The 25,754-nt window shown below is 65.9% G+C and carries 26 protein-coding genes and 1 tRNA gene; 16 read left to right on the top strand and 11 right to left on the bottom strand.

The window, feature by feature from the left end; translation table 11 throughout:
- Positions 1–40: 40 nt before the first annotated feature.
- The 6 genes from HHL13_RS04570 to tkt all read right to left on the bottom strand — a co-directional run bounded on the left by HHL13_RS04570 (position 41) and on the right by tkt (position 7,121).
- Complete coding sequence (locus tag HHL13_RS04570; protein ID WP_169554552.1) at positions 41–1,825, bottom strand: hypothetical protein; 1,785 nt, start codon at positions 1,823–1,825, stop codon at positions 41–43.
- Positions 1,826–1,908: 83 nt separating this feature from the next.
- A complete protein-coding gene (locus HHL13_RS04565; RefSeq protein ID WP_169554551.1) occupies positions 1,909–2,457 on the bottom strand; it encodes a putative glycolipid-binding domain-containing protein in 549 nt (182 codons plus the stop codon).
- A 31-nt stretch (positions 2,458–2,488) separates the two neighbouring features.
- Positions 2,489–3,685 carry a phosphoglycerate kinase gene (locus tag HHL13_RS04560; RefSeq protein ID WP_169554550.1) on the bottom strand — a complete coding sequence of 399 codons (1,197 nt, stop codon included), beginning with the start codon at positions 3,683–3,685 and terminating at the stop codon, positions 2,489–2,491.
- On the bottom strand, positions 3,682–4,140 hold the full coding sequence (locus tag HHL13_RS04555; RefSeq protein ID WP_169554549.1) for an MOSC domain-containing protein: 459 nt from the start codon (positions 4,138–4,140) through the stop codon (positions 3,682–3,684). The genes HHL13_RS04560 and HHL13_RS04555 overlap by 4 nt, the downstream gene beginning before the upstream one ends.
- Entirely contained in the window at positions 4,137–5,144 is a 1,008-nt protein-coding gene (gap, locus tag HHL13_RS04550) for a type I glyceraldehyde-3-phosphate dehydrogenase (RefSeq protein ID WP_169554548.1), read from the bottom strand. Before gap ends, HHL13_RS04555 begins: the two co-directional genes overlap by 4 nt.
- An 18-nt stretch (positions 5,145–5,162) precedes the next feature.
- The gene (gene tkt / locus HHL13_RS04545; protein ID WP_169554547.1) at positions 5,163–7,121 is read right to left on the bottom strand and encodes a transketolase; all 1,959 of its coding nucleotides are present in this window, start codon (positions 7,119–7,121) and stop codon (positions 5,163–5,165) included.
- 214 nt (positions 7,122–7,335) lie between these two features.
- On the opposite strand from tkt, the gene HHL13_RS04540 reads away from it, so the two are divergent.
- The 7 genes from HHL13_RS04540 (at position 7,336) to HHL13_RS04510 (ending at position 9,896) form a co-directional block, all read left to right on the top strand.
- Positions 7,336–7,515 (top strand): hypothetical protein, encoded by a 180-nt coding sequence (locus HHL13_RS04540; RefSeq protein ID WP_169554546.1) that lies wholly within the window; start codon positions 7,336–7,338, stop codon positions 7,513–7,515.
- Complete coding sequence (locus HHL13_RS04535; protein ID WP_169554545.1) at positions 7,515–7,817, top strand: cell division protein ZapA; 303 nt, start codon at positions 7,515–7,517, stop codon at positions 7,815–7,817. Before HHL13_RS04540 ends, HHL13_RS04535 begins: the two co-directional genes overlap by 1 nt.
- A gap of 337 nt (positions 7,818–8,154) precedes the next feature.
- The gene (locus tag HHL13_RS04530) at positions 8,155–8,703 is read left to right on the top strand and encodes a 5-formyltetrahydrofolate cyclo-ligase (protein WP_169556771.1); all 549 of its coding nucleotides are present in this window, start codon (positions 8,155–8,157) and stop codon (positions 8,701–8,703) included.
- The gene (locus HHL13_RS04525; RefSeq protein ID WP_169556770.1) at positions 8,700–8,936 is read left to right on the top strand and encodes a DUF2842 domain-containing protein; all 237 of its coding nucleotides are present in this window, start codon (positions 8,700–8,702) and stop codon (positions 8,934–8,936) included. The genes HHL13_RS04530 and HHL13_RS04525 overlap by 4 nt, the downstream gene beginning before the upstream one ends.
- Entirely contained in the window at positions 8,927–9,193 is a 267-nt protein-coding gene (locus HHL13_RS04520) for a hypothetical protein (RefSeq protein WP_169554544.1), read from the top strand. The genes HHL13_RS04525 and HHL13_RS04520 overlap by 10 nt, the downstream gene beginning before the upstream one ends.
- A 31-nt stretch (positions 9,194–9,224) precedes the next feature.
- Positions 9,225–9,434, top strand: coding sequence for a hypothetical protein (locus HHL13_RS04515; protein WP_169554543.1), 210 nt, complete (start codon positions 9,225–9,227; stop codon positions 9,432–9,434).
- Between the two features lie 12 nt (positions 9,435–9,446).
- Positions 9,447–9,896, top strand: coding sequence for a DoxX family protein (locus tag HHL13_RS04510; protein WP_169554542.1), 450 nt, complete (start codon positions 9,447–9,449; stop codon positions 9,894–9,896).
- A gap of 266 nt (positions 9,897–10,162) precedes the next feature.
- Here HHL13_RS04510 and HHL13_RS04505 read toward each other — a convergent pair.
- Positions 10,163–10,239 (bottom strand) — tRNA-Asp (locus tag HHL13_RS04505).
- A 56-nt stretch (positions 10,240–10,295) separates the two neighbouring features.
- Complete coding sequence (locus tag HHL13_RS04500) at positions 10,296–11,447, bottom strand: AI-2E family transporter (protein WP_240953758.1); 1,152 nt, start codon at positions 11,445–11,447, stop codon at positions 10,296–10,298.
- A gap of 402 nt (positions 11,448–11,849) precedes the next feature.
- Here HHL13_RS04500 and HHL13_RS04495 point away from each other — a divergent pair, with 402 nt between their 5' ends.
- From HHL13_RS04495 to HHL13_RS04485, 3 genes are all read left to right on the top strand, one after another.
- Positions 11,850–13,310, top strand: coding sequence for a glycerol kinase (locus tag HHL13_RS04495; protein WP_169554541.1), 1,461 nt, complete (start codon positions 11,850–11,852; stop codon positions 13,308–13,310).
- A 66-nt stretch (positions 13,311–13,376) separates the two neighbouring features.
- On the top strand, positions 13,377–14,099 hold the full coding sequence (locus HHL13_RS04490; RefSeq protein WP_169554540.1) for an SIMPL domain-containing protein: 723 nt from the start codon (positions 13,377–13,379) through the stop codon (positions 14,097–14,099).
- Between the two features lie 100 nt (positions 14,100–14,199).
- Complete coding sequence (locus tag HHL13_RS04485) at positions 14,200–14,559, top strand: hypothetical protein (RefSeq protein WP_206376844.1); 360 nt, start codon at positions 14,200–14,202, stop codon at positions 14,557–14,559.
- On the opposite strand, the gene HHL13_RS04480 is transcribed toward HHL13_RS04485, so the two are convergent.
- Positions 14,556–16,307, bottom strand: a complete 1,752-nt coding sequence (locus HHL13_RS04480) for a class I adenylate-forming enzyme family protein (protein WP_240953620.1) — start codon at positions 16,305–16,307, stop codon at positions 14,556–14,558. The genes HHL13_RS04485 and HHL13_RS04480 overlap by 4 nt on opposite strands.
- A 156-nt stretch (positions 16,308–16,463) precedes the next feature.
- Here HHL13_RS04480 and HHL13_RS04475 point away from each other — a divergent pair, with 156 nt between their 5' ends.
- The 6 genes from HHL13_RS04475 (at position 16,464) to HHL13_RS04450 (ending at position 24,635) form a co-directional block, all read left to right on the top strand.
- Positions 16,464–17,687, top strand: coding sequence for a serine hydrolase domain-containing protein (locus HHL13_RS04475; protein WP_169554539.1), 1,224 nt, complete (start codon positions 16,464–16,466; stop codon positions 17,685–17,687).
- An 82-nt stretch (positions 17,688–17,769) separates the two neighbouring features.
- Positions 17,770–19,797 carry a 3-hydroxyacyl-CoA dehydrogenase NAD-binding domain-containing protein gene (locus HHL13_RS04470; protein WP_169554538.1) on the top strand — a complete coding sequence of 676 codons (2,028 nt, stop codon included), beginning with the start codon at positions 17,770–17,772 and terminating at the stop codon, positions 19,795–19,797.
- Positions 19,798–19,849: 52 nt separating this feature from the next.
- Positions 19,850–21,286 (top strand): serine hydrolase domain-containing protein, encoded by a 1,437-nt coding sequence (locus tag HHL13_RS04465; RefSeq protein WP_169554537.1) that lies wholly within the window; start codon positions 19,850–19,852, stop codon positions 21,284–21,286.
- 31 nt (positions 21,287–21,317) lie between these two features.
- Positions 21,318–22,472 (top strand): acyl-CoA dehydrogenase family protein, encoded by a 1,155-nt coding sequence (locus HHL13_RS04460; protein ID WP_169554536.1) that lies wholly within the window; start codon positions 21,318–21,320, stop codon positions 22,470–22,472.
- A gap of 142 nt (positions 22,473–22,614) precedes the next feature.
- The gene (locus tag HHL13_RS04455) at positions 22,615–23,739 is read left to right on the top strand and encodes an acyl-CoA dehydrogenase family protein (RefSeq protein WP_169554535.1); all 1,125 of its coding nucleotides are present in this window, start codon (positions 22,615–22,617) and stop codon (positions 23,737–23,739) included.
- A complete protein-coding gene (locus HHL13_RS04450; RefSeq protein WP_169554534.1) occupies positions 23,739–24,635 on the top strand; it encodes an acyl-CoA thioesterase II in 897 nt (298 codons plus the stop codon). Before HHL13_RS04455 ends, HHL13_RS04450 begins: the two co-directional genes overlap by 1 nt.
- Here the strand turns inward: HHL13_RS04450 and HHL13_RS04445 are convergent.
- Together HHL13_RS04445 and HHL13_RS04440 are read right to left on the bottom strand one after the other, a co-directional pair.
- Positions 24,632–24,976 carry a hypothetical protein gene (locus HHL13_RS04445; protein WP_169554533.1) on the bottom strand — a complete coding sequence of 115 codons (345 nt, stop codon included), beginning with the start codon at positions 24,974–24,976 and terminating at the stop codon, positions 24,632–24,634. The two genes, HHL13_RS04450 and HHL13_RS04445, sit on opposite strands and share 4 nt — an antisense overlap.
- Entirely contained in the window at positions 24,976–25,692 is a 717-nt protein-coding gene (locus tag HHL13_RS04440; RefSeq protein ID WP_169554532.1) for a TonB-dependent receptor, read from the bottom strand. The genes HHL13_RS04445 and HHL13_RS04440 overlap by 1 nt, the downstream gene beginning before the upstream one ends.
- Positions 25,693–25,754 lie beyond the last annotated feature (62 nt).

Raw genomic sequence — 25,754 nt, 5'->3', positions numbered from 1 at the left:
TGCAGCAGGGGGAAGGCTGACAACGATGACGGTCGCGCGTTCAGCCGCGATGCGGCTCCAAAAGCCGCTCCAGCCGCTCCCAATTCTCGCGATCCCTCCGCTCCCGCGCCTCTCGCAACGCGGCATGGTGCAGCGCGCGCGCCACCGGCTGCCCGATCCGCGACAGCGCATCGCGTTCGGCGCTGTCATAAGCGCTTTTCTCCGGTTTCGGACCCAAAAACAGCCATCCCGACACGCCGCGCTCTTCGATCGACAGCGGAATGCGCATGGGCAGCAGCGTGTCGTTGCGGTCATAGTCGATCCCGTCTCCGGCAGGCGGAGACCAGCCGGCAAGCCACTGGTCCAGCGCTGCTTCATCGATTCCGCGCAGACGCAGCGGCGCACCGTCGATCACGATCGCTGCCGAGGTCGCATGAGCGTCGCGCTCCACACGCGTAAGAACGATATCGGCAATCTCGCCCGGCCGCGCCGTCAGGCGGAGCTCGGCCAGCAGTTGCGGCAGCGTATCGCGCAGCGCCAGCACACCGCTGCGGAACGTCCGCTCCGCCCATCCGCTGGCGCGCTTGCGGACCGGATCGACCACTGCGGCGATGATGATCGCGCCGACGAGAGCGCCCCCCGCATTGCCGGCCAGTTCCTTGCCGAAATCGCCCGCGATCTTGCCAGCACCGGCAGCAAAGGCGAGCACGACCGCGGTCACCACGCTGTACACCACCGATTTGTGCAACGTGCTTTCCGCATCGAACAGCCGCAGACCGAGCAGCGACGCGACCGCGCCCAGCGGCAGCGCCAGCGTCGAGGCGATATTGCCGAGGTGGAGAACCACATCGGTCGCCGAAACGCCGATCAGCCGCGCCGGCGTAAGCCATAGCGCATCGATGAACACCAAAGCGCAGGCCGCCGATATGCATGCGCCGGTCATCGCCCATTGCAGCCGCTGGCGGCTCGTTACGTCGGGGGTCATCCCGTATCGCTGCAGCATGACCATCGCGGCATAGGCCATCGTGCCGAAATAGAGCGACCGGTCGATAACGTAGAGCGTTGCGGGCGAAACTTGCGGCCAGAACGCACCGGTTGCCAGCAGCGGCAATGGCGCGATGACAAAGATCAGCTTCGCCAGCCGGGTCCGGTACCGGGCATCCGGCATCCCCGCCGCTGCGATGAAGCATACCGCCCAGCCGATCTTGACCAGCGCGATCCGGTAATCGGCCGGGATGGCGGGCAACGCCCACACCGTGAAAGCCGAACGGTAGCAGAGCAGCAGGAATCCGAACGCGAACAGCATCGCGATCCGCGTCCGTCCTCGCCGCAGGAACAGCAGCAAAGACGCGGCGAGCAGCAGCGGCGGCGGTAGGTTCAGCGCCAGATACCAGAAGCTCCGGTCCAGCCACAGCGCCTCCCCATCGAACACCTGCGTCCAGGGCGATGGCGATCGCGACAAGGTGATCGTCGCATCGGCCTGCCCGGCGCGGGAGACAGTCAGGCCGATCCGGTCGCCAGCGCTTCCCAGTGCGGACCCCACCGCGAACTTCGACGCCATCGGAGCGCCGTCGATCGCCTTGATACGATCGCCTTCGTGGAGGCCGTATATCTTCGCGGCCGGCGTTACGGCCGAGACATCGACCCGCCCGGCATCCCCGGACGGCGATTGCATCCGGAACCCGAACGCCACCGAATTCGGCGTGTTGCGGAAAGTGTCGATCGTGTTGAACCACAGCGACACCACGACAACCGCAGCGGTGATCGCCGCGAACAGCAGATAGACGGCGCGAACCGCCTGCCACTCATGCCCCTTCAGATGCGGTAGCGCCTCGGGCAATCCCATGCCGTTTCCCCCTGCAACGAGCCTATCGGCGGCAAGCCCGCCCGCAAGCGGAATTCAGGCAGGAATGATCGGCAAAATCGTGATCAGCGCGCCATTTCCCAGAGCCCCGGATAATCGCGAACGAAGCCGCTTCCGGCGATCCGCAACGTCGCGCGATAGTCGTTCTGCGGCGATTCATAGGCATAGGCGTCTTCGCGCACGCGCCGATAGCGCTGCGGAAGCGGCGCCAGCGCGGCCGCAGCGACGTCGAGCCAGGCGACCACGATCTCGGCCGATTGCCCGACCTCCAGCGCCATGCGCCTGAGCTGCGGGCAGTTGGTCGCGGGCGTGAAGCCGAAATCGAGATCGACGCACGCCTGAACGTCTGTCTGCGGGACACCGTCGAGCGTCCAGCCTTCCGCATTCCGCTCGATCCGCCGCGCGACCGGAGTCGTGCCGGCAAACCCGTCGATCGCGCCACGGCGGGTCGACCAGTCCGGGTCGAGGTCCAGCACATAGCTGAGACAGGCGGGCACGCCGTCATGCAGGAATACAGCGGTGCCGCTCAGCCGCCAGCCTTCACCGGCGGCGTCGAGCAGCGCCGCGTCATGCCCCGGCGTGTAGAGCGTCTTCCAGAATGCGGGTTCGCCCATCCCCGCTCAACCGGCGGCGCGAGCGAAGGTTTCAGCCCTTGGTCAGCGCCGCGACGCCGGGCAGTTCCTTGCCTTCCATCCACTCCAGGAACGCGCCGCCGGCAGTGGAGATGAAAGTCATGTCGCCCGCAACGCCCGCCTGGTTGAGCGCGGCAACCGTGTCCCCGCCCCCGGCCACCGACACCAGCGACCCCTCATGGGTCAGCGCCGCGGCAGTCTTGGCCAGCGCGACGGTCGCGGTGTCGAACGGCGGGGTCTCGAACGCGCCCAGCGGCCCGTTCCACACGAGGGTGCGGCAGGTCTTGAGCACATCGGCCAGCGCTTCGGTCGCCGCCGGCCCAACGTCCAGGATCATCTCGTCGGATTCGACTTCATGTACGTTGCAAACGCGCAAGGAAGGCGGATTCGGCGCGAATTCCTTCGAAACCTGCACATCGTACGGCAAATGGATCGTGCAATTCGCGCGCTCCGCCGCGTCGAAAATCTCGTTCGCGGTGCCGATAAGATCGTGCTCGCACAGGCTCTTGCCTACATCCACCCCGCGCGCGGCAAGGAAGGTATTGGCCATGCCCCCGCCGATGATCAGGTGATCGACCTTGTCGACCAGATGCCGCAGCACATCGAGCTTCGACGAGACCTTCGCCCCGCCGACGACCGCCGCGACCGGATGCTCGGGATTGCCCAGCGCCTTTTCCAGCGCGTCGAGCTCGGCTTCCATCTGGCGGCCTGCAAATGCCGGCAGCTTGTGCGCCAGACCCTCGGTCGAAGCATGGGCGCGGTGCGCGGCCGAGAAGGCGTCGTTGACGTAGAGATCGCCCAGCGCCGCGAGACGCGCGATGCTCTCGGGCGCGTTCTTCTCCTCGCCCGGATCGAAACGGGTGTTCTCGAGGATGCCGATATCGCCCGACTGCATCATCGCCACCGCGTCGCCCGCATCCTGGTCGTCGATGAAGCGAACCTGCCGGCCCAGCACTTCGGAGAAGGGCCGCGTCACCAGCGACAGGCTCATGCTCGGGTTATGCTGGCCCTTGGGCCGCCCGAAATGCGCCAGCACGATCACGATCGCGCCCTTGTCCGACAGTTCGGCGACGGTCTGCACCGCGGCGCGCAGCCTTGTGTCGTCGGTCACTGCGCCATCGGCCATCGGCACGTTCAGATCCTCGCGGACCAGCACGCGCTTGCCGGTGATGTCGCCCATATCGTCGAGAGTCTTGAAGGTGCGGCTCATGCTTCGATCCTGATTTCATCGCCGATGGCGATATTTCCGCCCGAAACGACGCGGGTGCAGGCCCCGCCGCGCCAGTCGGGCTTCAATGCTTCCTGCAGCCCCATGTGCAGCGCGTCCATCCGGCTGCACGGGTCGCATTCGCTGGTGACTTCCAGCACGACATCGCTGCCGATGCGGATCCGCGCGCCTTCGGTCTGGGGCAAGTCCACGCCGTCGACCAGCAGGTTCACCCGCCGGTTCCACCATGCGAGGTCGGTCCCCGCCTCGCGCGAAGCCGCCGCCCAGTCGCCTGCTTCCATCACAGTGACCTGGCGGCGGTTCTTGCTATTCGGTTTCAAGATGCCGCGACAGCAGCCCTCGATCCCGCGCTCTACCGTCACCGCGACCGAATCGAGCGTCTCGATCGGGCCTTTACGCTCGCGGTGGAGCGCGATGCCGGAGAGCGTTCCGGTCACCCCAGCTTCGCCATCGTCGAAGCGGTGTCGACCATGCGGTTCGAGAAGCCCCATTCATTGTCGTACCAGCTGACGACGCGAACGAGCTTGCCGTCCATCACCGCCGTCTCGAGGCTGTCGATGGTCGACGATGCCGGGGTGTGGACGATGTCGATCGAGACCAGCGGCTCGTCCGAATAATAGAGCACGCCCTTCAGCGGACCGCTTTCCGACGCCGCCTTCAGGATCGCGTTGACCTCTTCCTTGGTCGTGTCGCGCTTCGGCGTGAAGGTCAGGTCGATCAGCGAGCCGTCCGGAACCGGAACGCGGATCGCCGAACCGTCGAGACGGCCCTTCAGCTCGGGGAGAACCTCGCCGACCGCGCGGGCGGCGCCGGTGGTGGTCGGGATCATGCTCATCGCAGCCGCGCGGGCGCGGCGCAGATCGTCATGGATCTGGTCGAGGATCTTCTGGTCGTTGGTATAGGCGTGGACCGTGGTCATCAGGCCGCGCTCGATGCCGACGGTGTCGTTCAGCACCTTGGCGACCGGCGCCAGGCAGTTGGTGGTGCACGACGCGTTCGAAACGATCGTGTGACCGGCTTCCAGCTTGTCGTGGTTCACGCCGTACACGACGGTCAGGTCGACATTCTTGCCCGGGGCCGAGATCAGCACCTTCTTCGCGCCGGCGGCGATGTGCTTCTCGCACGACGCACGGTCGGTAAAGAAGCCGGTGCACTCCAGCACCAGATCGACGCCGTTCGCGGCGTGCGGCAGGTTCGCGGGATCGCGCTCCTTGGTCACCTTGATGCGCTTGCCGTCGACGACCAGATCGTCGCCATCGGCCGAGACGGTGCCGGGATATTTGCCGTGGACCGAGTCACGCGAAAACAGCCACGCGTTCGACTTTGCGTCGGCCAGATCGTTGATCGTCACCAGTTCGAGCCCGCTGTCGGGACGCTCGAGAATGGCGCGCGCCACGAGGCGACCGATGCGTCCGAACCCGTTGATCGCTACCTTCGTCATATCCCTGCTACTCCTGCCTTATTTCAGCTTTTCGAGGATTTGCGGCACGATCGCCGCGGCCGTGAGGCCAAAATGCTTGAACAGATCGGGCGCCGGGCCCGATGCGCCGAACCGGTCGATGCCGAAATTCAGCCCGTCCAGCCCGGTATAGCGCTCCCAGCCGATCGTCGTGCCGGCTTCGATCGAGACCTTCAGCGCGTCGGCGGGGAGCAGGTCCTTGCGATAGGCAAGCGCCTGCGCATCGAAGCGCGACCAGCACGGCATCGACACGACATCGGCGCCGACACCCTCGGCTTCAAGCGCATCGCGAACCGCGACCGCGATCTCGACTTCCGAACCCGTGGCGATCAGCACGACCTTGCGCGCCGCGGTCGCCGCCGCGAGGCGATAGCCGCCCTTCGCGGTGTTGCCCGCTGCGGTGGCCAGCTGCGGCAAATTCTGCCGCGACAGCGCCAGCAGCGACGGGCCGCCGGCATTCTTCAGCGACTCTTCCCACGCTTCGGCGGTCTCGACCGCGTCGCACGGACGCCAGACTTCGAGGTTGGGGATCAGGCGCAGCGAGCTCACATGCTCCACCGGCTGGTGAGTCGGGCCGTCCTCGCCGAGACCGATCGAATCATGCGTCATCACATAGACGACGCGGGTCTGCTGGAGCGCGGAGAGGCGGATCGCCGGGCGCGCATAGTCGCTGAACACCAGGAAGGTGCCGCCATAGGGGATCACGCCGCCATGCAGCGCGAGGCCGTTCATCGCCGCGGCCATACCGAACTCGCGGATGCCGTAACGGACATAGCGGCCGCCATAATTGGCCGGGCTGATATCCTCGAGACCCTTGGTCAGCGTGTTGTTCGACGGCGTCAGGTCGGCCGAACCGCCGATCGTCTCGGGCAGACCGGCATTGATCGCGTCGAGCGCGAGCTGGCTGGCCGAACGGGTGGCGATCTTCTTCGGCTCGGCGAGCAGGCTCGCGACATGCGCGTCGAGCGAAAAGCCCTCGGGCAGGTCACCCGCCATCCGGCGCGAAAATTCGGCGCCCTTGCCGTTGCTTGCCAGCCGCTGCTGCCACTCGGCGTTAGGAGCTGCGCCGCGCGAACCGGCCTTCAGCCACGCCTCGCGAATGTCGCCCGGCACGTCGAACGGCGCATGCGTCCAGCCCAGTTCCTCGCGCGCAGCGGCGACTTCGGCGGCACCCAGCGGCGAGCCGTGCGTCTTCGACGTGCCCTGAAAATTCGGCGCACCCTTGCCGATGATCGTCTTGCAACGGACCAGCGACGGCCGGTCGTCGGCCAGGGCGCGGTCGAATGCCTTGGCGATGCTCGCCGGATCGTGACCGTCGCACTCGACGACCTGCCAGCCGGTGGCGGCATAGCGCGCCGGAATATCCTCGCTCGACGACAGTGAGACCGCGCCGTCGATCGTGATCTTGTTGTCGTCCCACAGCACGATCAGGCGGCCCAGCTTCAGATGGCCCGCGATCCCGATCGCTTCATGGTTGATGCCTTCCATCAGGCAGCCGTCGCCCGCGATCACCCAGGTGCGGTGATCGACCAGCGAATCGCCGAAGCCCGCGTTCAGGTGACGCTCGGCGATCGCCATGCCCACCGCCATCGCGAGGCCCTGCCCCAGCGGACCGGTGGTGCATTCGACGCCGGCGAGTTCGAAATTCTCCGGATGACCCGCGCACGGGCTGCCGACCTGACGGAAGGTCTTGAGATCCTCCAGCGTCGGGCGCGCATAGCCGGTCAGGTGCAGCAGCGAGTAGAGCAGCATCGATCCGTGACCGGCCGACAGCACGAAACGGTCGCGGTCGGGCCATTTGGGATCGGCGGGATCGAACTTCAGATAATCCTGGAACAGCACCGTCGCGACATCGGCCATGCCCATCGGCATGCCGGGATGCCCCGAATTCGCGGCCTCCACGGCGTCCATCGAGAGTGCGCGGATGGCGTTGGCGCAATCGGTGAAGGATGCGGTCACGTAAGAATTCCCCGGGTAGCTGGCGCGGACGCCTTTGGGACGCATGGGCGCGCACGTCAACCGAGTCGCCGGTCAGCTTTTCTTGACGGGCGGGAAGCTGGCCGATTGCGCAGCTATCGGCCCGCCGCTGCAATCCCTCGCGTTATACCCCTAGGCGCATGCGCTATAGGTGCGAGGGGTTGCCGCTCAGCGCCGGGGCGCTTAGTCTTTTCTCATGGCGGGCAGTTCTTCCGACCGGATCGAAAAAGCTCTGGCTCGAATCGAGGCGGCGGCTGCGGCACGTGCCTTCACCACTGCAAAGCTCGTCCGCCGCCACACCCTTCTCCGCGAGCGGATCGAAGATGCCGTCACTTCGCTAGACGCCCTGATCGCTCGCGAAGGAAAGGGCGAGTAATGGCCGAGATCACGCTCACCGTCGCCGGCCGCGGCTACAGCGTCGCTGCCCGCGAAGGCGACGAACCCCATCTGCGCCACCTCGAATCGCTGCTGGCGAAGCATGCCGACACCGCCCAGCGCGCGTCCGGCGGGCTCAGCGCCGAGAAGACCCTGCTCTATCTCTCGCTGATTCTCGCCGATCTGCTCGACGAAGCCGAAAAGAATCCGCCGTCCGGCGTCTCGCCCGTGCTGCTCGATCGCATCGCGGATCGTCTCGAAGCCGTGGCCGCAGCCCTTGAGGATGACGCTTCGAACGCCTAGATATGTCGGCGGTGGGCACTGCCCGATACGAGCTTTAGCGATTATCCCTGAGGCGATTCATCATCCATGGGGGTTGTCCCTGCGCAGATCCTGGTCTGTCGTACATGATCCCCACCTGACGTACTTGGCGTCAGAGGATATTCAGGCAAACGGTCATGGCGGTCCCACCACCCCGATCGGCCCGTAGAGTCGGATCCAGCTTCGCTGTATCGTGCGGTGCCAGCCCGCTCCCCCACCCGGCCACCCAGCACGATAGTAACCTATGGGTGGCCGGGTGGGGGAGCGGGCTGGCACCGCATCCACGCAAGTGGATCAGACTCGAGAAGATCGGATGACGATGATCCCGGACAAACTGGCACTTCGAGCACGACTTCGCGCAGATCGCGATCTGTTCGCCGCCGAATCGGTCAGCGCGATCCTCGCGCCCGATGCCTTTGTCGAGCGGCTGAAACCGGGCCTCGTCGTCACCACCTATATCGCGCTGGGCAGCGAAGCCGATCCGACCCAGCTCGCCGCCGCGGCAGCCGCGCATGGCTGCCGCCTCGCCCTGCCCCGTATCACCGATCGCTCAAGCCCGATGCGCTTCCTCGCATGGTCGATGAACGACGATCTGGTCACCGGCCCGCTCGGCCTGCGCCAGCCCGCCGAGGATGCCGAGGAAGTGACGCCAGACGTCATCCTGACGCCCCTGCTCGGCTTCGACGCCCGGCTCGACCGGCTGGGACAGGGCGCGGGCTATTACGACCGCGCATTCGCCCGCTATCCCGATGCCTGGCGCGTCGGTATCGCGTGGAGCGTGCAGCAGGTCCCCGCCGTCCCCACCGACATCTGGGACGTTCCCCTGCACGCCGTCGTTACCGAGGAAGGCATGTTGTGGCACAAATGACCCCGGACAATTCAGGCGAATCCGGCCCCGAGCCGACGTGGCGCAAGCCCGCGGGCATGTTCGCCATCCTGACGCTGATCCTCGTCTGGATCGTCGCCGTCGCCACCTTCTCCGCCGAGATCGGATCGCTGCCGGTTCTCGTCCAGTTGATCATCTACGTCGTTCTCGGCATCGTGTGGATCCTGCCGCTCAAGCCGCTGCTGCGCTGGATGGAGTTGGGACGATGGAAGTAGATGCGCCCAAGGCCCCGTTTCCGCTGAAGCAGCTGCTCCGCGAATCGCTGTCGCAGATTGCATTGGGGCTGGTGTGGTTCGCCGGCATCTTCCCCGTGAATATGATCTTCGACGTGCTGGTCCGGGGCACCGACTATGGCCAGCGCTGGATTTGGATCACAATGGCGATGTCCGCCGGCATGCTCCTCCTTGCCGCCCCCGTCCTGATCCTCGATCACCGTAAACAGCGCTGCGAGAAGTCCCTCGCCCGACCCTGACGCCCCCGAATCGCCGCCTCCGCCGCGCGACGTGCGCTGGGAGGGCATCGTCGTAGCCGCGACCTTCGCGTTCGGCGGCGGCGCCGTCTCGCTTTCCCTGATCGGTCTCGCATGGCTGCTGATGGGCCCGGGCTTCAACTGGAGCCTCGTTTCCGGATTCGCCACCATCTGCGCCGTCGCGGTCGCGATCGGCTTTCCCGTGCTCGTTATCGACCGGCTGAAGCACCGGGAGAATCGTTAGGAGAGAATCGCAATGTCGGGCTGGAAGCGGATGATTGTTCAGCCCGGCTGGGCGAATCGGGGTGACGCGATCCTGCTCGCTTCGCGACTCATGCTCGGCGCATTTCTGATCTGGGGCGTATGGGACAATATCGTCAGCCCCGCGCGGATGAGCGAGTTCCGCAACTTCCTCGCCTTTCACGGCTTCCCTTTGCCCGATCTCGCCGCACCACTGTCCGTCTGGGCGCAATTCATCTGTGGAGTCGCGTTTATCGCCGGATTCGCCACGCGCTGGGCCGGGCTGCTCTGTGCGGTCAATTTCGCGGTGGCGGTGGCGATGGTGGACGCCAAGCTGGGCATTCGCGGAGCCTTCCCCGCAGCTTGCCTGATCCTGTTCGGATTGATCTTCGCAACCATCGGTGCGGGCCGCTATTCGGCCGACGCCACCCTAGGGTTGGCAGTCAGGTCTCCGCAACGGCCATGATTGCCCGGAGAAGCCCATTGGCAAGGAAGGTTGTGCAGTCGCGTAGCGGCGCTACGCGCAAGCGACCTGACGCCGTCCAGTGGGCTTCTCCGGGCAACTGCGAAGCGGCGGGCCAAAATTTGCGCACAGCGGCGTCACGTCGTCGGTCACGATGCTTTCGCATCGCTCCGCTTCTGGTTCCTACCTGTGCGCAAATTTTGGCTCCGTCCCGGCCATTGCGGGGACCTGACTGACAACCCATACGAAATCCTTGATTTCGTGAGGGATGGCGCGAGTGACGGGGCTCGAACCCGCGACCTCCGGCGTGACAGGCCGGCGCTCTAACCAACTGAGCTACACCCGCTTGAACCAGCGAGGAGGCGGGCACTAGACGCGGGTCCCACCCCTGTCAACACGCTTTCAACCGGATTGATCGCGTCCCCCCGATCTTCTGAAGCGGCTGGCGCTCCGATCGTGCGTCAGCGTGCCGTGTTCGAACAGGAATCCGGCGATATCCGGCTTGCCGGCGGCGTTCATGACCGTCTGAATAATAATCAGCAGCGGCACCGCCAGCAGCGCCCCGGTGGTGCCCCACACCCATCCCCAGAAGCTCAGCGAGATGAGAATCAGGATCGGGCTGATCGTCAAACGGTGTCCGACGATCAGCGGAGTCACCAGATTCGCTTCGATCAGATGCGCGCCGATCATGATCGCGGCGGGAATCAGCGCCACGCCCAGTTCGGAAAAGGTCATCAGGCCGCCCATCGCCAGCAGGAACGCCGCGATCACCGGCCCGAAATAGGGGATGTAGTTCAGCAGCGCGACGATGCCGCCCCACATCAGCGGCGAAGGCATGCCGATGATCGTCAGCGCCCCGGCCACGATCAGGCCCAGCGTCAGGTTGATCAGCGTGATGGTGCCCAGATAGGCCGAGGTGTCGTCCACCACGTCCTGAATGACGCGCGCCGTTGCCATCGCTCCGCCGAAACTGGTCCGGCTGGTGATCGCCGAGCGCCGCAGCCGGGTCCAGCCCGAGAGGAAGAAGTAGATCACGAGAATCGCGAAGAACATCTCGATCAGCGCGGATGGCGCGGAGGTGGAAACCAGATCGAGCAGCGAGGTCGGCGGCTGAGGCGCCTGCTGCACCGGCTGCTGGATCGGGCCCGACGCGAAATTGTGCAGCGTCCGGTTCACCCACTGCTCGAGGTTCGAATAGAAATCGATCAGCGGCGCAAGGTTGCTCTGGATCCGCCCGACTCGCTCGGGAAGATCCTGGATCCAGCGCCACGCCGGCACCACGATCGACGCCAGTGCGACATTGGCCGCAACGAGGAACAGCAGCACGCAGGTGAACGCCGCGATCGGCGCGGGAATGCGATGCCGCTCTAACCACTCCAGCAACGGTACCAGCGCGATGGCGATGACGATCGCGGCAGTCAGCGGCAGGAAGAACTCGCTCCCCGCCCGCAACGCGAACGGCAGCGCCAGCAAAAGTCCGATTCCGGCGATCAGGGTGAGCGCGGCAAGCAGGCGATCGCGCTGCGTCTGCCCCTCGGCCCCCTCGGCGGGCATGATCGGATGCGGCGGCACGGGTTCGGGCGCCGGCACCGCCGCGGCGGCCCCCATATGCGGCGCATCCACACCCGTCATCCCGCCTTTGTCGCTCATATCCTACCCTCTCCGGGGTACATTAGGACTGGCACAGGGCGGCGGCAACGCGTTCTTGTACATCGCGGAGGATGCTTTGCCTTCAGGGGCTTCCGCCGGGGATTGCAATGTTGGACTTCGCTTGCTCCCTTGATCGCGGACGATCGTCCACCGCTCTTTGAAAGGTCCAGCGAGCCGCAAGGCAACCTCCCGCTCGTCCGGCTCGACCTGTTTTCCGGAGAAGCGGTTTTCGCGATATTGGTGTCAACCGTGTCAACCGCCCCGCCCCCCGTTTTCACCGGCGGAAAACCCCGCTAGCCTCGCCGCATGGGAGAGAAACTGCTCGTCATCGACGAAGGCACCACATCGACGCGCGCGATGCTGTTCGCGCCGGACGGGACCGTCCTCGGTTCGAAATCGGCCGAACTCAAGCAAAGCTATCCCGGGCCGGGGCTGGTCGAGCATGACGCCGCCGAAATCTGGACCAAGACGCTCGCCTGCGCGCAGGCGATGGTCGAAAAGGCCGGCGGCGCGGACCAGATCGCGGCGATCGGCATCACCAACCAGCGCGAGACTCTGGTCTTCTGGGACAGGACCAGCGGCGAGCCCCTCGCCCCCGCGATCGTCTGGCAGGACCGCCGCAGCGCCGATATCTGTCGCACGCTCAAGGAAGCCGGCGAGGAACCCGGCGTGCAGGCGCGCACCGGCCTGCTGCTTGATCCCTATTTCAGCGGCACCAAGATCGCCTGGGCCATGCGCAACTGGCCGCAGCTCCGCGAGGCCGGCGACCGTCTCGCCCTTGGCACGATCGAGAGCTGGCTGGTGTGGAAACTCACGCAGGGGCTCCACATCACCGACGCAACAAACGCCTCGCGCACGCTGCTGATGGGGCTTGGCAGCGGCGCATGGAGCGACGGGCTGATCGACCTGTTCGACGCCCCGCGCGACGCCCTGCCCGAGATCGTCGACTGCGCTGGCCGATTCGGCGTGACGAAGCTGTTCGGCGGCGAAATCCCGATCTGCGGCCTCGCCGGGGATCAACAATCCGCCACGATCGGTCAGGCCTGCCTGTCCAAGGGCGAGACCAAGGCCACGTTCGGCACCGGCGCCTTCGTTCTCACCAATGCGGGCACGTCACCGCCGACATCGAAGAACCGCCTGCTCGCCACCTGCCTGTGGCAGCTGAACGGCCGCCGCGCCTATGCCCTCGAAGGATCGGTGTTCGTCGCAGGCAGCCTGATCCAGTGGCTCCGCGATTCGGTGAAGCTGATCGAGAAGGCGCAGGAAACCGAAGCACTCGCTCGCTCTGTCGAGGATAATGGCGGGGTCTATCTGGTTCCCGCCCTGTCCGGCCTCGGCGCGCCCTGGTGGCAGCCCGAGGCCCGCGCCGCGATCTCGGGCCTCAGCTTCTCGAACGGCAAGGCGCATATCGTCCGCGCCGCGCTCGAAGCGATGGCGCACCAGAGCCACGATCTGAAGACCGCCTTCGCCGCCGACGGCGCGGACTGGGCGACGCTGCGCGTGGACGGCGGCATGGTCACCAACGACTGGATCGCACAGGACCTCGCCGACATGCTCGACGTCACGGTCGAACGCCCCGCCTTCGCCGAAACCACCGCGCTGGGCGCGGCGATGCTGGCCGGCATCGGCTGCGGCATGTTCAAGGGTCTGGAGGAAGCAGCGGCAATGCGCGGCAAGGTCGAGATGTTCGAACCGAAGCTGGGAGCCCCGGCCCGCGACGCCCGCCTCGCCGGCTGGAAGCACGCAGTGCGCAGCGTCATCGAATGAACTGAACGCTTTACGCGTTTTCGATACAATGTATCATTCTCGCCCATTAGCAATGGAGGGACGAGGATGCGCACGCACACGAAGATCGCCATCTTGACGGGCCTCGCGCTCGCCACCGCCGCATGCGATCGCGGCAAGCCCGGCCCGGGCGGCCTCGAACGCGGCGAGACGTTGCTTCAGGTCAGCGCCACCGGCCAGAACGAGACGAAACCCGACGAAGCCCGGTTTGGCGCGGCCGTCGTCACCTTTGCCGCCACCGCCGAGTCGGCCTCACAGTTGAATGCCACGAAGATGACCACGGTCATCGCCGCGATCCGCGCACTCGGCATCGACGAGAAGGACATCCAGACCAGCAACGTCAGCGTCTCGAAGGTCGAATGGGGGCCGAACCGCGGAAAATATCAGGCGAGCAACAGCGTCACCGTCCGCGTCCGCGACGTGACCAAGGCCGGCCCCGCGATCGCCGCCGCGACCGGCGCGGGCGCCAACAACATCTCCGGCCCCGATCTGCGCGTCTCCGATCCCGAAAAGGCGAGCCGCAGCGCCTATGCCAGCGCATTCAAGGCCGCGCGCGCCCGCGCCGACACCTATGCCGAAGCGGCCGGCCTCAAGGTCCTCCGCGTCCTGCGTATCCGCGATGGCGGCATTCCCGAGGCGCCGGTGACCGTGGGCATGTACGACAGGCCCGCGGTGGCGGCGATCGAGCAGGCCGCCCCACCGCCGGTCATGGCCGGCACCAGCGAGTCGACCGCACAGGTCAGCGTCGATTTCGCTCTGGGTCCGAAATAACCGCGAAACGTTTCGGCTTTAGCTCCATGTCATCAGCCGTTGACTTCGCGCCTCGCCCAGCCGGGCGAGCGCGGGTCGCGGCCAGTAGTGGAGTAGGAACATGGATCATACCGAGCGCGAGCGGGCGCTGCGACTGCATGAGAGCCTCGAATATATCGGCCTTCGGGCGCAGGCGACGATGGTCGGGCTGTCGCAGCTTTGCACCGAGCTGGCCGCCGCCAATGTGCTGAGCGACGATGCGGTCGAGCGGATCAAGGTCGCCATCGTGCAGGACCTCACCGTGTCCCGCCCCCGCATGCGCAACCATGAGGAATTCGAAGCCGCGCTGCGCACCCGCATCGACGCGATCTTCCCTCGCCCCGCCGGCGGCAGCCGCAGCGCGCGGATCGGTCCCTCGACCGACATGGAACGCGTCCTCGGGCCGACGCCCGAGGAACTGCGCGGCAGCGAAGAAAACTAGGCCGCCGCGACTCCCTCCCCGAACAACGCCTTCAAATCCTTCTTCAGGATCTTCCCGTTGGCGTTGCGGGGCAGCGTGTCTTTCGAGAACAGCACCTTCACCGGCACCTTGAACCCGGCCAGCCGCGCGCGGACCCAGTCCTGCAGCTCGGCTTCGGTCGCGGTCGTTCCGGGCGCCAGATGCACCACCGCCGCCGGCTCCTCGCCCAGTGAGCGGTGCGGAATCCCGACCAGCGCCGCGTCGGTCACCGCCGGGTGGGCGTACAGCACGTCCTCGACTTCGATCGAATAGATATTCTCGCCGCCTCGGATGATGATGTCCTTCGCCCGGTCGACGATATAGAGGAACCCTTCCTCGTCGACCTTCGCCAGATCGCCGGTGCGCACCCATCCGTCGATAAAGGTCTCGGCGGTCGCTTCGGGCTTGTTCCAATAGCCTTTCACCACCATCGGCCCGCGCGCCCACAGCTCGCCGACATCGCCGACGGGCAGCTCTTCCTTGCCCTCGATATCCATGATCTTCACGTCGGCGACCGCCACCGGCACGCCCGCGCTGGTCGGGCGCGTCAGATAGTCCTCGCCCGAATGCTGCGTCACCGTCGCGGTCGTCTCGGTCATGCCCCAGCCATTGCCGGGCAGCGCGCCGAATTCCTCGAAGATGCGCTTCACCAGTTCGGGCGCAGAGGGCGCGCCGCCATAGGAGATGCTCTCCAGCGACGAGAGGTCGTATTTCGCCCGGTCGGGATGCTCGAGCAGCTGCCACGCGATCGTCGGCACGCCGCCGGTCATGTTGATCTTCTCGCGCTGGATCAGTTCCATCGCGGTCACCGGGTCCCAGCGGCGGATGAACACGATCGTCCCGCCCGCCGCGATCAGCGTCATCATCGCCGCGCTGCACGCCGTGACGTGGAACAGCGGGATCACCAGCAGCGTCGTCTTGTGATCGGGCATCTCCGGCGGAATCTCGCCCCGGCGCAGCATCGCGCGCCCGGCGGAAAAGCCGCTCGACATGATGTTGGTCACAAAATTGCGATGCGTACCCAGCGCGCCCTTGGGGTTTCCGGTGGTGCCGCTGGTGTAGAAAATCGTCGCATCGTCATCGGGCAGCACTTCGGCATCGGGAAAGCCGATATCCTCCAAAGTCGCCCAGTCCTTCGTCGTGCCGATCAGCACTTCCAGCCGGCTGGCGGGCGCGAGGATCTCGCCCTTCGCCCGCGCCACCACGATCTTCTCCAGATCGGGCATCCGGTCGTAGCAATCCTTCAGCCGCTCGTGCCGCTCGCCATCGACGAACAGCACCTTCGCGCCCGAATCCTTCATGGCATATTCCAGCTCGCCGCCGGTCCACCACGCATTGAGCGGCACCACGATCGCGCCGATGCTCACCGCCGCGAAATAGATTGCCGGCCATTCGGGCAGGTTGCGCATCGCCAGCGCCACCCGGTCGCCCTTCGCCACGCCCATGTCGCGCAGCTTGTGGCCCAGATGGCTCACCGCGCGATAATTGGCGTCATAGGTGACCCGCTCGTCCTCATATATGGTGAATTCGCGCGGACCATATGCCCGCACCGCCTGCGCCAGCAGCCGCAGCGTCGGCGGCGCATTTTTCCAGACCCGCGTCGGCACGCCGCGGATATCGACCGTATCCATCTCGAACTTCGCGCCCGGCGCGGTCATCGCGGCCTCGACTGCCGCTAGGGAAGCCTTGGGCCAGGAGGGGTCCAGCGGCACGATCGGATCGGTCGACAAGCGGCATCACTCCTATTTGTAGAATGTCGGGTTTGCCCCGAGCTTTCTGATTCCTTATCGAACTAGTGTTGATTCAAGCGGCGCTCAAGGCAATAGGGGATGCGAACGGCGCGGAAACGCTTCGGACAAGATTCGAGTTTAGGGTATGGAGTGGGCATGAAGGTCGCAAAGCCGGAATCACTTGGGTTCGACGCGGCGCGCCTCGCCCGCATCCCCGGCTTCGTGAAGGAGCGCTATCTCGATTCCGGAAAGCTGCCGCACGCCCAGCTGCTGATCGCACGCGACGGGGAGGTCGTCCACTTCTCCAGTCAGGGCGCTGCACGCGAAGGCGGGCCGGAAATCGACGAGACGTCGCTGTTCCGCATCGCGTCGATGACCAAGCCGGTCACCAGCCTCGCCTTCATGATGCTGGTCGAGGAATGCCGCGTCAGCCTCGACACGCCGGTCCATCACGTCCTCCCCGAGCTCAAGGGTCTGGGCGTCTATAATGGCGGCGGCGCAGGCGTGCCCTTCGCGACCAAGCCGACGGCAGAGCCGATGCGGATGGTCGACCTGCTCCGCCACACTTCGGGCCTGACCTACAGCTTCCAGAACCGCAGCAACGTCGACGCCGCCTATCGCGAGGGCAAGATCGAGAATTGGTGGGGCAATCTCACCCTCGAACAATTCGTCGCCGCGCTCGGTCAGATCCCGCTCGAATTCTCGCCGGGCGAGGCTTGGAACTATTCGGTGTCCACCGACGTGCTCGGCCTCGTCGTGGAGCGGCTGTCGGGTATGTCCCTGCCCTGCTTCTTCGAGGAACGCATCTTCACGCCGCTCGGCATGGTCGACACTTTCTTCCAAGTGCCCGCCGACAAGCTTCACCGCCTCACCGATTGCTGGACGCTCGCGCTGGGTAAGGGCCGGATCATGTTCGATCGCGGCGCGGAAAGCTTCTGGGCGAACCCGCCGACCCTCGTCTCGGGCGGCGGCGGCCTCGTCTCCACTTCGGCCGATTACCATCGCTTCAACACGATGCTGCTCAATCGCGGCGAGCTGAACGGCGCGCGCATCGTCAGCCGCAAGACGATCGACCTGATGACGATGAACCACCTCCCCGGGGGTTCGGATCTCGCTTCGATGTCGCAGTCGCTGTTCAGCGAAACCACCAACGCCGGCGTCGGCTTCGGCCTGGGCTTCGCGGTGACGACCAACGTCGCTCCCACGCTGATCCCCGGCTCGGCCGGCGAGTTTTATTGGGGCGGCATGTTCTCGACGGCCTTCTTCGTCGATCCGGTCGAGCGAATCTCGATGGTTTTCATGACCCAGCTCTCGCCCTCATCGGCCTATCCGATCCGCCGCGAACTCAAGACCATGATTTATTCCGCCTTGAACGACTAATCGGGACCCGGCAGCCGCCGGGGCCTAAAAGCCGAGACAGCTCCGGGCAACGCCGGGGCACGATCCAGAAACGGAGAGAAGAATGACTTCCCCCATCACCACCAGCCGCCAGGGCGACGTCCTGATCATCACGTCGGACAATCCGCCGGTGAACGCGCTCGGCGCCGCCGTGCGTCAGGGCATTCAGGCCGGAATCCGCGAAGCCGCCGCCGATGACAGCGTGAAGGCGGTTGTGATCCACTGCGCGGGCAAGACCTTCTTCGCCGGCGCCGACATCACCGAATTCGGCAAGCCCTTCGTCGATCCGGCACTGCCCCAGCTCGTCGACGAGATCGAAGCGTCGGAAAAGCCGGTGATCGCCGCGATCCACGGCACCGCGCTGGGCGGCGGCTGCGAGGTCGCGCTCGCCTCGCACTATCGGATCGCCGTGCCCTCGGCGAAGTTCGGGCTTCCCGAAGTGAAGCTCGGGATCCTCCCCGGCGCGGGCGGCACCCAACGCCTGCCGCGCGTCGCCGGCGTCGAATTCGCGCTCGAACTCGCTGCGAAGGGCGATCCGGTCCCGGCCAAGGTCGCCCAGGCCGCGGGTCTTGTCGATCGCCTCGCGAGCGAAGACAGTCTGCTGGCCGACGCCGTCGCCTTTGCGAACGAAGTCGCAGCCGCCCGTCCTCTGCCCCGCGCCAGCGAGAAGACCGCCACCGCCGATCCGGCGCTGTTCGAAACCTTCCGCAAGACCAACGCCAAGCGTTTCCGCGGCTTCGAAGCCCCGGCCGACATCATCGACCTGATCGAGAAGACCACCGGCATGCCCTATGCCGAGGGCGTCGCGCTGGAGCGTCAGGGCTTCATGAAGCTGATCATGGGCGTCCAGTCCGCCGCGCAACGCCACATCTTCTTCGCCGAGCGCAAGGCGAGCAAGATCGACGGCATCGCCGACGACATCAAGCTGCGCGACATCAAGCGCGTCGGCATCATCGGCGCGGGCACGATGGGTGGCGGCATCGCGATGAACTTCCTCTCGGCGGGCATCCCCGTCACCATCGTCGAGATGGCGCAGGAAGCGCTCGACCGCGGTGCGGGCACGATCCGCAAGAATTACGAAGCGACCGCCGCCAAGGGCCGGATCAAGCCCGAACAGGTCGAACAGGCGGTCGGCCTGCTCAACCCCACGCTCGATTTCGACGCGCTGTCCGAATGCGACCTCGTCATCGAAGCCGTCTATGAGAGCATGGACGTCAAGAAGGAGGTCTTCGGCAAGCTCGACAAGGTGGCCAAGCCCGGCGCGATCCTCGCTTCGAACACCAGCTATCTCAACGTCGACGAGATCGCCGCCGCCACTTCGCGTCCGCAGGACGTGGTCGGCCTGCACTTCTTCTCGCCCGCCAATGTGATGAAGCTGCTCGAAATCGTCCGCGGCGCAAAGACCGCCGACGATGTGCTGGCCACTGCGATGGCCATCTCGAAGAAGATCAAGAAAGTCGCTGTCGTCGCGGGCGTCTGCTACGGCTTTATCGGCAATCGCATGCTCATCCCGCGCCAGATGGAAGCGATGAAGATGCTGCACGAAGGCGCCACGCCGCAGCAGATCGACAAGGTCCATGTCGAATTCGGCATGCCGATGGGTCCGTTCCAGATGAGCGATCTCGCCGGTGTCGACATCGGCTGGCACCGCGACCCGAACCGGATCGAGAATATCCGCGACGCGCTCGCCGCCGAAGGCCGCTGGGGCCAGAAGAAGAATGCCGGCTTCTACGATTATGACGAGAAGCGGAATCCCTCGCCCTCGCCCCGCGTCGCTGAAATCATCGAGGATTTCCGCAAGAAGACCGGCACGCCGCAGCATGAAGTGACCGACGAGGAGATCGTCGAGCGCACGCTCTACACGATGGTCAACGAAGGCGCGAAGATCCTCGCCGAAGGCATGGCCCAGCGCGCGAGCGACATCGATGTGGTGTGGATCTACGGCTATGGCTGGCCGATCTATCGCGGCGGTCCGATGTTCTGGGCCGACACGGTCGGTCTCAAGAAGATCGTCGAGGGGCTCGAAAAGCACGGCTTCGAAGTCGCCCCTCTGCTCCGCGAAAAGGCGGAAAAGGGCGAGCGGTTCAACTGATCCTCTAATCCCCTCTCCCGCGAAGGCGGGAGAGGGGAAGAAGGAAGAGCGGATGCGTACAACCTTGGCTGGATGGTATCCTGTGCTGGCTCTCGCCGGCGCGGTCGGCCTGTCAGCCATCCCCGCTCACGCAGCCCCCGCCCCCACTGGCGAAGCCATCGCCCTCCGCCTCCTCACCGAACTACAGGCCGTCAGCGGCGTCCCCGGCATCGGTGCGGCATATTGGAACGACGGCCGTATCGCCTGGACCGGCAGCGCCGGCCTGCGCGACCTCGAGAACAATCTGCCGGTCACCCGCGACACCCGCTTTCGCTTCGCCAGCATCTCCAAACTGTTCGCCGCAACCGGCGCCGCGCGGCTGTGGCAGCAGGGCCGGCTCGACGTCGATGCGCCGATCGCGCCGATGCTGCCTTGGCTCGGCAATGGCTGGGCGCCGATCACCACGCGGCAGGTCGCGGCACACATCGCCGGCATCGGCCATTATCAGCCGGGCGAATCCGCAACTATCGGCAGCCGGGCGATCGCCGACATGCCCGGCGCCGTCGCGATCTTCTCCGGCCGTCCGCTGCTCTCGGTCCCCGGCACCCGCTACGAATACAGCACCTATGGCTTCACCCTGCTGAGCGCCGTGGTCGAGACGAAGGCCAAAATGCCCTATCTCGACTATCTCTCGAAAGTGGTCGCGCCCGGCCTCGCCATCGGCCCCGACTATACCGGCCGCGACCCGCTGGCCTCACGCGCCTATCTCATGGTCAACGGCGCGCCGGTCGAAGCCCCGAAGCTCGACTATAGCTATAGCTGGGGCGGCGCAGGCCTTGGCGGCACCCCCTCGGCGCTCGCCGAATGGGGCGGCCGTATCGCCACCGGCAAGGTCGTTTCGCCCGCCACGGTCCGCTGGATGGCTACGCCCGCCAAATATACCGACGGCCGGACAGTCAACGACGGCACTTATGATGTCGGCTTCGGCTGGCGCTCGATGACCGATCTCGACGGTAACGCGGCCATGCTCCACGCCGGCGCCACGCCCGGCGCGCGCGGGGTGCTGATCGTCCTGCCCGGCGGACGCGGCTCCGCGATCAGCCTGCTCGCCAATGCGATGTGGACCGCCTCGATCGAGAAGTCGGCCTTCGCCATCGCCGCGCCACTGCGCCCCGCCCCCGTGCTCGCCGCGAAGCCCTGCCCCCTGAAGGCTGCGCGCTACACCGGCGCCTTGAACGGCGAAGCGATCGCCGGCACGGCCAGCTTCGCGATGGAAGGCGGCCTGTGCACCGCCACGCTGTCGGCGGACAATGCGCTGGGCAAATGGATCGGCGGCACCACGCGCAACTCCAACCCGCGCCTGCGCTTCATCGGCATCGATCCGAACGGCGGCTTGCCGCGCGGCGCGCTGATCTCGCCCTTCGGGGCATGGGAAATGCGCCCTGATCCCGCCGGCGCCTACGCAATCCAGCTTGGCACGAACCGTAGCCTGACCCTGAATTTCGAATGATGGCGGGACGCGATCCCGCCGGTGGAGAGGAATGATGAGCGACGAAAGTTTCCGCGCGGAGACGCGGGCATGGCTCGAGGCCAACTGCCCCGAATCGATGCGCCAGCCCGTCCGCAGCGACAAGGACGCGACCTGGGGCGGCCGTAACCCGACCTATGCCCATCCCGACCAGAAACTGTGGATGGACCGCATGGGCGCACGCGGCTGGACCGTGCCCGATTGGCCCGCGGCCTATGGCGGCGGCGGCCTCACGGCGGCCGAAACCAAGATCCTTCGCGAAGAGATGGCCCGGCTGAAATGCCGCAATCCGCTCAACTCGTTCGGCATCTCGATGCTCGGGCCGGCGCTGCTCAAATATGGCACCGAGGAACAGAAGCTCGAACATCTGCCCAAGATCGCGCGCGGCGAGATCCGCTGGTGCCAGGGCTATTCCGAACCCAATGCGGGCTCCGACCTCGCCGGCCTCCAGACCAGCGCCGACGATGCGGGCGACCATTTCGTGGTCAACGGCCAGAAGGTCTGGACCAGCTATGCCGACGAAGCCGACTGGATCTTCTGCCTCGTCCGCACCGACAAGACGACCAAACAGGCCGGCATCAGCTTTCTCCTGTTCGACATGGCCAGCGAAGGCGTCAGCACCAAGCCGATCCTGCTGATCTCGGGCTATTCCCCCTTCTGCGAAACCTTCTTCGACAATGTGAAGGTCCCCAAGGCCAATCTGCTCGGCACGCTGAACAAGGGCTGGGACGTCGCCAAATTCCTGCTCGGCCATGAGCGCGAGATGATCTCGGGCTTCGGCTTGGGCGGTTCGGCGGGGGACCCGCTGATCGAGGCTGCGCGCAAGGGTGTCGATCCGCTCCTCCGTGCCCAGATCGCCCTCTTCGACGTCCGCTCGAAAGCGTTCTCGGCCATGTCGGAGAAATTCATCGACGAGTTGAAGGCGGGCAAGGCGCATCCCGCCCAACCCTCGATGATGAAATATTACGGTACCGAACTGAACAAGTCGCGCCATGAGCTGCTGATGGCCGCCGGCGGCAGCGACGAGCTCGAATGGGAAAGCGAAGCCAGCCGCCACGGCGCCGCGCCGCGCGCCTGGCTGCGCACCAAGGCCAATTCGATCGAGGGCGGCACGAGCGAGATCCAGCTCAACATCATCGCCAAGCGAATCCTGGATTTGCCGTCCTGAAATTCCCTCTCCTCTGCAGGGGAGAAGGCAAGCGAACGAAGCGAAGCGCGGGAGAGGGGCAGGTGTGGTTCACTCTCGATAGCCCCCTCTCCCCTACCCTCTCCCCGCAAGCGGAGAGAGGGAGAAGAAGAAAGAAATAGAAATGCCCCTGTACCTCACCGACGAACAGCAGATGCTCCGCGACACCGCAAAGGACTTCGTCGCCGAACACGCCCCCGTCAGCCATATGCGCGCGCTGCGCGACGCCAATGACGCCACCGGCTTCAGCCGCGATCTGTGGAAACAGTTCGCCGAACTCGGCCTCACCGGCGTGCTGGTCCCCGAAGCCGATGGCGGCCTTGGCCTCGGCCATGTCGAAGCCGGCGTGGTGCTGGAGGAGATCGGGCGGAACCTCTCCCCTTCCCCCTTCCTCGCCACCGCCGTCGCCGCCGTGGAAGCGCTGAAGGGCAGTGCGATCCGCGAACAATATTTCCCCGGCATCATCGCCGGCGAAACCGTCGCCGCGCTGGCGATCGACGAAGGCCGCAAGCATGACGGCGCGATCGCGCTCAAGGCCGAGCGTTCGGGCAACGGCTTCCGCCTGACCGGCGCCAAGCAGTTCGTCACCCACGGCCATGTCGCCGATGTCATCCTCGTCGCCGCGCGCACCGCAGGTTCGCCCGATGACGATGAAGGTGTCACCCTGTTCGCCATCACGAAGGACGCCGCCGACCTCACCGCCGATCCGCAGCGCCTCGCCGATGCCAGCCTCGCCGCCCGGCTCGAACTGAACGGCGTCGAAGTCGATGCCGACGCGGTGATCGGCGATGTCGATCAGGGCCGCATCGTGCTCAACCGCCTGCTCGCCGCGGGCCGCACGGGCGCGTCGGCCGAACTGGTGGGTGTCGCGGGCGGTGCTGCGGACATGACCTATGCCTATCTCAAGGATCGCAAGCAGTTCGGCGTGCCGATCGGCAGCTTCCAGGCGCTCCAGCACCGCGCCGCGCATCTCTATTCCGAGATGGAAGTCGCTCGCGCCGCGGTGCTCAAGGCGCAACAGCTGCTCGATGCCGGGCAGGACGCGACGCAAGCCGTCTCGGTCGCCAAGGCGATGACGGGCCTCGCCACCACGCTGGCGGTGCAGGAAGGTGTCCAGATGCATGGCGGCATCGGCATGACCGACGAATATGATATCGGCTTCTACATGAAGCGCGCCCGCGTCCTTGCCGAGATGTTCGGCGATACCAATTTCCACGCCGATCAATTGGCGGTAGCAGCCGGATACTGATGACCGAAGATATTCCCACGGGCCGGGCCAAGACCACCGAGGCCGCCGTCGCCCAGCTGATCGATCTGCTCGATGTCGAGCAGATCGACGTCGATCTCTATCGCGGCGCACGCCAGCCCGGCGGCGTCGGCCGCGTGTTCGGCGGACAGGTGATTGCGCAGGCGCTGCAGGCCGCACAGCGCTCGATCGGCGACGAGAAGACAGCGCATTCGCTCCATGCCTATTTCCTGCGCGGCGGCGATGAAGGCCATCCGATCGTCTTCCGCGTGGTCCGCGATTTCGAAGGGCGCAGCTTCGCCAATCGTCGCGTCATCGCAACCCAGCAGGGCAAGCCGATCCTCAACATGGCGGCATCGTTCCAGCTGCCCGAGGATGGCGTCACGCATCAGGATGCGATGCCCGACGTCACGCCGCCCGAGGACCTCAAGAACGAAACCGAGCTGTTCGGTGCGGTAGCGGATCGCATTCCCGCGCAGTTCCGCGACTTCGCCTTGCGCTCGCGCCCGATCGAGCTGCGCCCCGTGCGCCCGCGCCAGTGGTTCAGCACCACTCATGCCGAACCGCTCCAGCATTGCTGGATGCGCCTCGCATTGCCGGTCGCGCACGATCCGATCCTGCACCGCGCGATGCTGGCCTATGCGTCGGACATGCTCCTGCTCGGCACCGCGACGCTACCGCACGGAATGCACTGGATGACCGGCAATCTCCAGTCGGCCAGCCTCGATCACGCCTTATGGTTTCACGAGGAAGTGAACTTCAACGGGTGGCTGCTCTACAGCTGCGACAGTCCTTGGGCCGGGCACGGGCGCGGGTTCAATCGCGGCAAGATCTTCTCGCGCGACGGCCGCCTGATCGCCAGCGCCAGCCAGGAAGGCGTGGTCCGCGAACGGCGTTAAACGAAAGGCTTGCAGGCCGCGCTGTCGAACACGAAGACGCGGCCCGCTTCCTCGAACCGCGTCTCGGTGCGCCACCACGCCGCGGCGTCGGGCCGCCGCTCGTTCAGCAGGAAGATTGCGGCATGGCTCTCCACCAGATAGCCGTGCATGAACCTGCTCCTGCCGAGCAGCATCGCCCCGATCTGTCCGATCCAGCTCCGCGGGCCGGTCACGACCCCCGTCGTCCGTATCCGCTTCGGCTCGGACTGCATCAACGGCAGCCGTACGCCGACCCACGCCTCGCGCACCCAAAGCGGCGCTTCGCCCTCAGGCGTCGCGACGATCTCGATCGCGACAAGCATCAGTTGCTCTTCGGCCGCACGACCATGTTGTACGGTACATAGAGGAACACGTCGGTCAGCCCGACCTGCGTCCACTCCACCGGCCGGTCCAGCCCGCGCAGCTCGACGCCATAATCGGGGCCGAGCCGGCCCGAGACCGCCTTGGCATCCGCCGCGACGATATCGAGGATTTCGCCGCGAAACTTGTCCGGCCCGACGATCGACAGGGTCAGATCGTCGCCGCTGCCCCTTATCTCCGCGCGACCGACCGCAGGCACTGCCTTGATGAACTTCTGAACGCGGTCGCGCGCCGTCGCGCCATCGACGCCCGATCCCAGCCGCACCTTCACCATGAAGCTGACCCGGTCCGTATCGGGCCGATTGTCGTTGGTGAAACCGAGGTCGCGGAAATTGGCCACGGTCAGCGGCTCGACCACTTCGTCGCCTGTCGCCAGCTCGACGCCATGTTTCGGGGCCAGCTCGATCGCGCTGCGCACCATCGCCATGATCTCGCTTTGCCGTTTCGCCTCATCGCGCGTGTCGCCCGCGATCGTGACTTCGAGGATCGCGAAATCGGCCGGCCGCCGCAGCCCGATCACCGGACGCGTCTCGTCGAACCCGTCGGATTCGCGGCGCGAAGCCGTCACGACAATCTCGTCATTGCCGTAATCCTGAGCCAGCGCGGGCGCAGGCATCAGGAACAGCAACGCAATCAGGGAACGCTTGAAGATCGACATGGCACCCTCTCCTCTCGGCAATGACCGAAAGCTGTCGCGGTGCCGGGGCCAAGTCAATCGAA

The organism is Sphingomonas sp. G-3-2-10, from assembly GCF_012927115.1.
Taxonomy (GTDB): Bacteria; Pseudomonadota; Alphaproteobacteria; order Sphingomonadales; family Sphingomonadaceae; genus Sphingomonas.
Note: the sequence above shows the minus strand (reverse complement) of the source record. Positions and strands in the feature narration are given on the sequence as shown.

Bases quoted from the DNA above. Each gene is read 5' to 3' on its own strand.
- HHL13_RS04475 (WP_169554539.1), top strand. From the start codon at position 16,464: ATGAAGGTCGCAAAGCCGGAATCACTTGGGTTCGACGCGGCGCGCCTC.
- HHL13_RS04535 (WP_169554545.1), top strand. From the start codon at position 7,515: ATGGCCGAGATCACGCTCACCGTCGCCGGCCGCGGCTACAGCGTCGCT.
- HHL13_RS04460 (WP_169554536.1), top strand. From the start codon at position 21,318: ATGATGAGCGACGAAAGTTTCCGCGCGGAGACGCGGGCATGGCTCGAG.
- HHL13_RS04530 (WP_169556771.1), top strand. From the start codon at position 8,155: ATGATCCCGGACAAACTGGCACTTCGAGCACGACTTCGCGCAGATCGC.
- HHL13_RS04565 (WP_169554551.1), bottom strand. From the start codon at position 2,457: ATGGGCGAACCCGCATTCTGGAAGACGCTCTACACGCCGGGGCATGAC.
- HHL13_RS04470 (WP_169554538.1), top strand. From the start codon at position 17,770: ATGACTTCCCCCATCACCACCAGCCGCCAGGGCGACGTCCTGATCATC.
- HHL13_RS04485 (WP_206376844.1), top strand. From the start codon at position 14,200: ATGGATCATACCGAGCGCGAGCGGGCGCTGCGACTGCATGAGAGCCTC.
- HHL13_RS04500 (WP_240953758.1), bottom strand. From the start codon at position 11,447: ATGCCCGCCGAGGGGGCCGAGGGGCAGACGCAGCGCGATCGCCTGCTT.
- HHL13_RS04560 (WP_169554550.1), bottom strand. From the start codon at position 3,685: ATGAGCCGCACCTTCAAGACTCTCGACGATATGGGCGACATCACCGGC.
- HHL13_RS04455 (WP_169554535.1), top strand. From the start codon at position 22,615: ATGCCCCTGTACCTCACCGACGAACAGCAGATGCTCCGCGACACCGCA.
- HHL13_RS04570 (WP_169554552.1), bottom strand. From the start codon at position 1,825: ATGGGATTGCCCGAGGCGCTACCGCATCTGAAGGGGCATGAGTGGCAG.
- HHL13_RS04520 (WP_169554544.1), top strand. From the start codon at position 8,927: ATGGAAGTAGATGCGCCCAAGGCCCCGTTTCCGCTGAAGCAGCTGCTC.
- HHL13_RS04445 (WP_169554533.1), bottom strand. From the start codon at position 24,976: ATGCTTGTCGCGATCGAGATCGTCGCGACGCCTGAGGGCGAAGCGCCG.
- HHL13_RS04440 (WP_169554532.1), bottom strand. From the start codon at position 25,692: ATGTCGATCTTCAAGCGTTCCCTGATTGCGTTGCTGTTCCTGATGCCT.
- HHL13_RS04540 (WP_169554546.1), top strand. From the start codon at position 7,336: ATGGCGGGCAGTTCTTCCGACCGGATCGAAAAAGCTCTGGCTCGAATC.
- HHL13_RS04490 (WP_169554540.1), top strand. From the start codon at position 13,377: ATGCGCACGCACACGAAGATCGCCATCTTGACGGGCCTCGCGCTCGCC.
- HHL13_RS04450 (WP_169554534.1), top strand. From the start codon at position 23,739: ATGACCGAAGATATTCCCACGGGCCGGGCCAAGACCACCGAGGCCGCC.
- gap (WP_169554548.1), bottom strand. From the start codon at position 5,144: ATGACGAAGGTAGCGATCAACGGGTTCGGACGCATCGGTCGCCTCGTG.
- HHL13_RS04495 (WP_169554541.1), top strand. From the start codon at position 11,850: ATGGGAGAGAAACTGCTCGTCATCGACGAAGGCACCACATCGACGCGC.
- HHL13_RS04465 (WP_169554537.1), top strand. From the start codon at position 19,850: ATGCGTACAACCTTGGCTGGATGGTATCCTGTGCTGGCTCTCGCCGGC.
- HHL13_RS04525 (WP_169556770.1), top strand. From the start codon at position 8,700: ATGACCCCGGACAATTCAGGCGAATCCGGCCCCGAGCCGACGTGGCGC.
- HHL13_RS04510 (WP_169554542.1), top strand. From the start codon at position 9,447: ATGTCGGGCTGGAAGCGGATGATTGTTCAGCCCGGCTGGGCGAATCGG.